Source organism: Pseudoxanthomonas sp. LjRoot204_2 (assembly GCF_056175765.1).
Genome location: NZ_JBGFFG010000178.1, coordinates 1 through 6,831 on the forward strand (window position 1 = coordinate 1; position 6,831 = coordinate 6,831).

Sequence of the window (6,831 nt, forward strand, 5' to 3'; positions counted from 1 at the left end):
GAACAGGAAGCCCACCAGCGCCGCGAACAACACGGTCATCGCGTTGCAGATCGCGCCGATCGCCGCAGGCGAACGCTGCGCCGCCCACGCGAACAACAGGAACGGGATGGCCGAATTGATCGCGCCGATCATCGCCAGGCGCGGCCACATGCCGGCGCGGAAGTGCGCGCGCTCGCGCCAGAGGAACGGCAGCAGGACCAATGCTCCCAGCGCCAGCCGCACCTCGACCAGCGCGAATGGTCCGAACGGGTTCGCCGCGATGCGCATGAAGAGGAACGAGCTGCCCCAGATCGCGCCCAGCGCCAGCAACTCCAGCGGCGTGCGCCAGTCGCGTCCGGCCACCTGCGGGATGGGGTCTACGGTGGTCGTCGCCTGTGCCATGGTGGGAGCCTCGTTCGTGCCTGCCGCCATTCTGGCCGATCCCGCCAACCCCACAAGCGCGTACGATACGGCCAAGCCACAAATATGGCTTGTGCCTGGAGCCACCATGAGCCTGCGCCCCGCCCTGCTGCCCGCCCTCGGCGTTTTCGCCGCCGCCGCCCGCCACCAGAATTTCGCCCACGCCGCCGACGAACTGCACCTCACCGCCAGCGCCGTCAGCCACCACGTACGCAAACTGGAAGGACTGCTCGGCGTGGTCCTGTTCCAGCGCCACGCGCGCGGCGTGAAGCTCACGATGGAAGGCCGCCAGTTGGCGGATGCCGCCAATGCGGCGCTCGGCGATATCGATGCCGTGGCCTCGCACCTGCGACTCGCCGGCAAGACCACCACGCTGCGCATTACCACGCTGCATTCGATGGCCTATTGCTGGCTGCTGCCGCGGTTACCGCGTTTCTGCGCGCGCCATCCCCATGTCCGCCTGCATGTCGACACCGGCATCGCGCTGACGCGCTTCGATGACGAAGGCCCGGAACTGGGCATCCGCCATGGACCCGGGCATTGGGCAGGCCTGACCTCGCACCACCTGATGGACGATGAACTGTTCCCGGTCGCGTCGCCCGCCCTGCCCGGCATCGAAGCGGTCAAGGAGCCGCGGCAGATCGCCCAGTTGCCGCTGGTGACGGACCTCGCGCTGCAGGGTTGGCGCGACTGGTTCCGTGCCGCCGGCGTGCGCGGGCTGCGCCTGCCGTCGATGCACAGCTTCAACGACAGCACCGATGCGATGCGCGCCGCCGTGTATGGCGTAGGTGCGGCGCTCGCGCGCCGGCATGTCGCCCAACCCTATCTGCAGCGATACGAACTCGTGCGACTGCCCGGGCCGGCGCTGAAAGCGCGTTTCGCCTACTACGCGGTGCATCCGGCGCACAAACCGCCCAGCGCCACCGCGCAGGCCTTCATCGACTGGCTGAAGGAAGAAGCACGCGACGAGCGCACGCCGCTACCGCCGATGCCGGACGACTTCCTGGGGCGTGGTGCCCGTCAGTAGCCCGAGAGACTCAGGGCACGGCTTTCAGCGCCTGCACCACGATCGGTTTCAGCGCGCGGATGTTGGGGTCTTCGGACYGATCGGCTTCCAGATGGACACTCATCAGGAAAGCCATCAGATCGTGGCGACGCGCGAGCCAGGTCGTATCCGCATACGCCTGCTTGGCATCGCCCAGCCGGGGCGGCAGCGCACCGAACCAGGCTGTCCACGCCGCTTCGTCGAGCAAACCGCGTTTTGCGGCGTACAGCACGGGCCGCGCCAGTCGTCCCGGCTCGCCGAAGACATACGCGTGCGCACTTTCAGGCACGACCTGGGCTGCTACCGCCCGGAGCAATGTCTCTACCTGGGCACGGTCCACACGTTCGTTGAGCACCAACTGGAGTATCCAGTCCGCGCCATGGGCAACACCATGGCGCCAGCCTTCTTTCGCGTCGAAACCGCGGTAGTCGCGCACCGACGACAGGTATGCGGCCGCGCGCCGCACCATCGCGTCGCGTTCGTCCGGCGACATCCATGGCGCGATGCGGTCGGTACGCGCGACTTCGGACAGCACGAGTGCGGCGAACGGAGGTCCCACTCCGTCGGCCGTATCCTGTTCCAGCATCTCGTACAGGCGATCGCGCAGGGTGCGGCGCTGGGTCTCGTCCAACGAGCCCGCACGAAGCCACGCACTGAAGCCCTCGTAGCCGATCCCATCGCGCAACGTCGGATCAGGATCGGACAAGCATGCGGGAAGACTCTCGACCAACGTCGCACGCACGTCTTCCGGCACGGCGAAGCGCTGCTCGCGCAACAACCGCAACGATCCCGCATCCGTTCCTTCGGGCGGACACGACGCGTACGCGGGCGAGGACACGAATAAGCCCGCCAGCACCAGCACTATCGAAATGCGCATCGTGATCTCCCTAAGTCTTCGGCGACCACGTCAGAGGCTGGCGCCGTCGAACGGGGTCACCTTGAGCCCAGCCAGGTCCACGCCCGGCAGGCAGCGCACGTTGACGGCCGCCATCTGCGCACCCGTCTTGGGATGCGCGGCTTCGCCGTACGGGGCGATCCCGCAGACAGCGCAGAAGTGGTGCCGGATGTGGTGCTTGTTGAACGTATAGGTCGACAGGTCGCCTTCGGGCGTCTTCAACACCAGCGCCTCACGCGGCACGAACCACAACAGGCCGCCACGCCGACGGCAGAGCGAGCAGTTGCAGTCGATCACGTCGTTGACCTCGCCTTCGACCTCGAACGCGATCCGCCCGCAATGGCAGCTTCCTTCGTGCTTCATGGCGCGTCTTCCGTTTGGCTGGGTGGCCAGCGTATATCGAATGGCACGGGCAAGGGCATGACCTTCGGCCTATGCTTCCGGTTCCGCTCACCGCCGCACTGCAACAGGACCCCCATGCGCAAGACCCTGCTCGCCGCCGCCCTCCTGGCCTCGCTGTCCGCCTGCCAGAAGAGTGAAGCCCCCAGCACCGTCCCTGGCGCCGACACGGCCGCCACCGCCACGGACACCGCCAAGGCCGATGCCGCCTTTGCCGACCTCTCCAAGCGCGCCCTGGAAGGCTGGCTGCAACTCTCGCCCGTCGGCGCCACCCAGATCGGCGAACACAAGTACGACGGCGAACTCGACGACCTGAGCGCCGCTGGCCGGCAGAAGGGCCTGGAGTTCAGTAAGAAGATCCTGGCCGAACTGGATGCGACCGACATCGCCGCGCTGTCGCGCGAGAACCAGGTCGACGCCGCCATCCTGCGCAACCAGCTGCAGTACGACATCTGGACCGCCGAAACGCTGCAGAGCTGGGCGTGGGATCCGCAGGTCTACAACAACGTCGCCGGCGGTGCGATCTACGGCCTGATGGCGCGCGAGTTCGCGCCGTTGCCGGATCGCCTGAAGTCCGCCACCACGCGCATGCAGAAGATCCCGGCACTGCTGGCGCAAGCCCGCGAGAACCTGGACCCGGCGCGCGTACCGAAGGTGCATGCCGAGACCGTCGCCAAGCAGAACGCCGGCATCCTCAGCATCGTCGATACCTTCATTACGCCGCACCTCAAGGAACTGCCCGAAGCCGACMGCGCGCAGGCCGACGCCGCCATCGACGGCCTGAAGAAGGCCGTGGCCGAGCACCAGGCCTGGCTGGACAAGACGCTGGTACCGAACGCGAAGGGCGATTTCCGCATCGGCCAGGCGCTGTACGACCAGAAGCTGCAGTTCGCCCTGCTCTCCTCGCTGTCGCGCGCCGACATCAAGCAGCGCGCCGAGGGCGAGCTGAAGCGCGTGCGTGAGGAGATGTACGGCATCGCCCGCACCGTGCTGAAGGACAAGCCCGGCGCGCCCGCGCTGCCGGAAACGCCCACTGCCGACGAACAGCAGAAGGCGATCGAGGCCGCGCTCGAGCTGGCCTACGCCGAACGCCCGGCGCGCGACAAGGTCGTGCCGGATGCCGAAGCGGCGCTGGCGCAGGCCACCGAGTTCGTGCGCAAGCACGACCTGGTCACGCTGCCCGACGCGCCGGTGGAAATCATCGAGATGCCGGAGTTCCAGCGCGGCGTGGCGGTGGCGTACTGCGATTCCCCCGGCCCGCTCGACAAGAACCTGAAGACCTTCTACGCCGTCTCGCCGATTCCGGACGAGTGGGACCAGAAGCAGGTCGACTCGTTCCTGCGCGAATACAACAGCCGGATGATCCACCTGCTGAGCATCCACGAAGGCACGCCGGGCCACTACCTGGAAGGCTGGCACTCGGCCAAGTTCCCGTCGACGCTGCGCGCGGTGCTGCGCTCGGGCATGTTCGCCGAAGGCTGGGCGGTCTACACCGAGAAAATGATGTCCGACGCCGGCTACCTCGACAACGACCCGTTGTTCCACCTGGTGCAGATGAAGTTCTACCTGCGCACGATCGCCAACGCGATCCTCGACCAGGGCGTGCAGGTGGACGGCTGGACGCGCGAGCAGGCGATGGACCTGATGGTGCGCCAGACCTTCCAGCAGGAACGCGAAGCCGCCGGCAAGTGGACGCGCGCGCAGCTGACCTCGGCGCAGCTGCCGACGTACTTCGTTGGCGTGCAGGAGCACTTCGACATGCGCAAGGCGGCGGAAGCCAAACAGGGCGCGCAGTTCAACCTGAAGGCTTATCACGACCAGGTGCTGTCGTACGGCGCACCGCCGGTGCGCTTCGTCCGCCAGCTGATGCTGGACGAACCGATCAAGTGACGTCCCGGCGCGCGCGTCAGCGCGCCTTTGCCGGGACGTCATCCCCGCGAATGCGGGGATCCAGCGACTTCCATGGCACGGTGTAGAGCGGAGCTTGCTCCGCTTCTTCGCAAGAAAGCAGCCGAGCAAGCTCGGCTCTACGCCAGGCGCGAGGTCGCCACGATCACACCGTTGGCATCGGCATAGATCCGGTCGCCCGGGGCGATCGACAGGCCGGCGAACGCCACCGGCACGTCCACCTCGCCCAGGCCGCGCTTGTCGGTCTTCATCGGATGCGATGCCAGCGCCTGCACGCCGAGCGGCAAGGCGGCGAGCGCGTCCACATCGCGTACGCAGCCGAAGATCAGGAAACCGGACCAGCCGTTCTTCACCGCGTTCGCCGCGATCTGGTCGCCCAGCAACGCACGCCGCAGCGAACCGCCGCCATCGACCACGATCACCCGGCCTTCGCCCGGCGTCGCCGCCAGTTCACGCACGCGCGAGTTGTCCTCGAAACACTTCACCGTCACTGCCGGCCCGGCGAACGCAACGCGTCCGCCATAGCCGCGGAACACCGGATCGGCGACCTGCACATCGGGATACTGGTCGCACAGGTCGGGCGTGGTCCAGGACATGCGGGCAGCTCCGAGGGCGCGGGTTGACCGCATGGTAACGCGGCCGCGACGCATGCCGGGCTATGCTCCGCGCATGGACGACCTCTTCGCTTCTCCGCCCCCGGTTTCCACCGACGGCATCCGCATCGGCATCGGCGGCTGGACCTTCGCGCCGTGGCGCAAGAACTTCTATCCCGAGGGTCTGGTGCAACGGCGGGAACTGGAATACGCCAGCCGCCAGCTGACCGCCATCGAGATCAACGGCACCTACTACAGCGCGCAGAAGCCGGCGACGTACGCCAGCTGGCGCGACCAGACGCCGGACGGCTTCGTGTTCTCGGCCAAGGCGCCCAAGCGGATCATGCAGTCGCGCTCGCTGGCGTCGACGCGGGCCCAGGTGGAGGATTTCGTCGGCGGCATCGCCGAACTGGGTCCGAAGCTGGGGCCGCTGGTCTGGCAGTTCGAAGCGGGACGACGCGTCGATACGGACGAACTAGATGCCTTCCTGGCGCTGCTCCCGCGCGACGTGGACGGCCGCCCACTGCGGCACGCGTTGGAAGTCCGCGACCCCGCCGCCGTGGACGCGGACTTCATCGAACTCGCGCGTCGCCATCAGGTGGCCACGGTCTTCACCGATTCCACCGACTACCCGTCCTTCGCCGACCTCACCGCGGATTTCGTCTACGCACGCCTGATGCGCTCGCAACCGATCGAGACCGGGTACCCGCCGAAGGAACTGACGCAATGGGCCGAGCGCGCACGCGCCTGGTCGCGCGGCGGAGACATCGCCGAACTGCCGCACGTGGGCGAGCCTGCGCCCGTGCTGCCCAGGCGCGACGTGTTCCTGTACTTCATCAGCAGTGCGAAAGAACGCAACCCGGCGGCGGCGATGGCGATGATCCGCCAACTCGCGAAGTGACCCTCAGTAGCGCAGCGGCCGCTTCGCGATGAGCCAGGCGGCCACGCCGGCACCGACCACGCAGGTGAAGGCCACATAGTGCGCCGGGGCCAGCGGCCCCCATGCCTTCGACAACCAGGCGAGCAGCGGCGGGGTCAGCCCGCCGAACACCGCGTACGCCACGTTGTAGGAAAACGACAGACCGGAAAATCGCACTTCCGGTGGGAACGCCGCGACCATCAGCGCCGGCGTCACGCCGACCACGCCGCAACAGAAGCCGGCCAGCGTGTACCACGCCACGAACTGCGCTTCTTGCCCCGACAGAAGCGCGCCGTACAGCGCGTAGGCCGCCACGCCCAATCCCAGCGAACCCGACAGCAGCGCGCGCCCCACGCCGATCCTGTCCACCGCCCAGCCGGCGGCCAGGCAGCCGAACACCAGCGCCAGCGTCGCCAGGCTGTTGCCGTGGAACGCGACCGCAGGCGCGATGCCGAAGCTGGTCTGCACCAGGGTCGGCGTCAGCAGCACGATGACGACGATCGCCGCCGTGAGCTGCCACGAGGCGAGGATCGACAGCACCACGGCCGGCCGATGCGCGGCGAGCACCTGCTTGACCGGCACCTGGCGGGCGAGTTGCCGGCGTTCGCGCATCTCGACGAAGACCGGCGTTTCTTCCAGCCAGCGCCGCAGCCATACCGCGACGAAGCCGAAC

Annotated in this window: 8 protein-coding genes; 3 read left to right on the forward strand and 5 right to left on the reverse strand. The window is 67.8% G+C overall.

Translation table 11 applies throughout. The features are described from left to right. Positions 1–381, reverse strand: a 381-nt coding sequence (locus AC04L7_RS09940; protein ID WP_475512918.1) for an EamA family transporter, incomplete at its 3' end; no start/stop codon positions are given. Positions 382–487: 106 nt separating this feature from the next. Between AC04L7_RS09940 and AC04L7_RS09945 the strand changes: the two genes are divergently transcribed. Continuing rightward, positions 488–1,426: a LysR substrate-binding domain-containing protein gene (locus tag AC04L7_RS09945; RefSeq protein ID WP_435997424.1), complete on the forward strand. Its 939-nt coding sequence runs from the start codon at positions 488–490 to the stop codon at positions 1,424–1,426. Between the two features lie 10 nt (positions 1,427–1,436). Here AC04L7_RS09945 and AC04L7_RS09950 read toward each other — a convergent pair whose 3' ends face one another. Next, a complete protein-coding gene (locus AC04L7_RS09950; RefSeq protein ID WP_475512919.1) occupies positions 1,437–2,321 on the reverse strand; it encodes a DUF2785 domain-containing protein in 885 nt (294 codons plus the stop codon). A gap of 30 nt (positions 2,322–2,351) precedes the next feature. After that, positions 2,352–2,702, reverse strand: a complete 351-nt coding sequence (locus AC04L7_RS09955) for a GFA family protein (protein ID WP_435997420.1) — start codon at positions 2,700–2,702, stop codon at positions 2,352–2,354. 114 nt (positions 2,703–2,816) lie between these two features. On the opposite strand from AC04L7_RS09955, the gene AC04L7_RS09960 reads away from it, so the two are divergent. Next, positions 2,817–4,628, forward strand: coding sequence for a DUF885 domain-containing protein (locus AC04L7_RS09960; RefSeq protein WP_475512920.1), 1,812 nt, complete (start codon positions 2,817–2,819; stop codon positions 4,626–4,628). A 137-nt stretch (positions 4,629–4,765) separates the two neighbouring features. Here AC04L7_RS09960 and rraA read toward each other — a convergent pair whose 3' ends face one another. Then, entirely contained in the window at positions 4,766–5,242 is a 477-nt protein-coding gene (rraA, locus tag AC04L7_RS09965) for a ribonuclease E activity regulator RraA (RefSeq protein ID WP_435997416.1), read from the reverse strand. Positions 5,243–5,315: 73 nt separating this feature from the next. Between rraA and AC04L7_RS09970 the strand changes: the two genes are divergently transcribed. After that, positions 5,316–6,140, forward strand: a complete 825-nt coding sequence (locus tag AC04L7_RS09970) for a DUF72 domain-containing protein (RefSeq protein ID WP_435997414.1) — start codon at positions 5,316–5,318, stop codon at positions 6,138–6,140. A 3-nt stretch (positions 6,141–6,143) separates the two neighbouring features. On the opposite strand, the gene AC04L7_RS09975 is transcribed toward AC04L7_RS09970, so the two are convergent. Next, on the reverse strand, positions 6,144–6,831 hold a 688-nt coding region (locus AC04L7_RS09975), incomplete at its 5' end, for an MFS transporter (RefSeq protein WP_475512921.1).

Coding starts and splice junctions, on each gene's coding strand:
- AC04L7_RS09945 (WP_435997424.1), top strand. CDS start 488: ATGAGCCTGCGCCCCGCCCTGCTGCCCGCCCTCGGCGTTTTCGCCGCC.
- AC04L7_RS09955 (WP_435997420.1), bottom strand. CDS start 2,702: ATGAAGCACGAAGGAAGCTGCCATTGCGGGCGGATCGCGTTCGAGGTC.
- rraA (WP_435997416.1), bottom strand. CDS start 5,242: ATGTCCTGGACCACGCCCGACCTGTGCGACCAGTATCCCGATGTGCAG.
- AC04L7_RS09970 (WP_435997414.1), top strand. CDS start 5,316: ATGGACGACCTCTTCGCTTCTCCGCCCCCGGTTTCCACCGACGGCATC.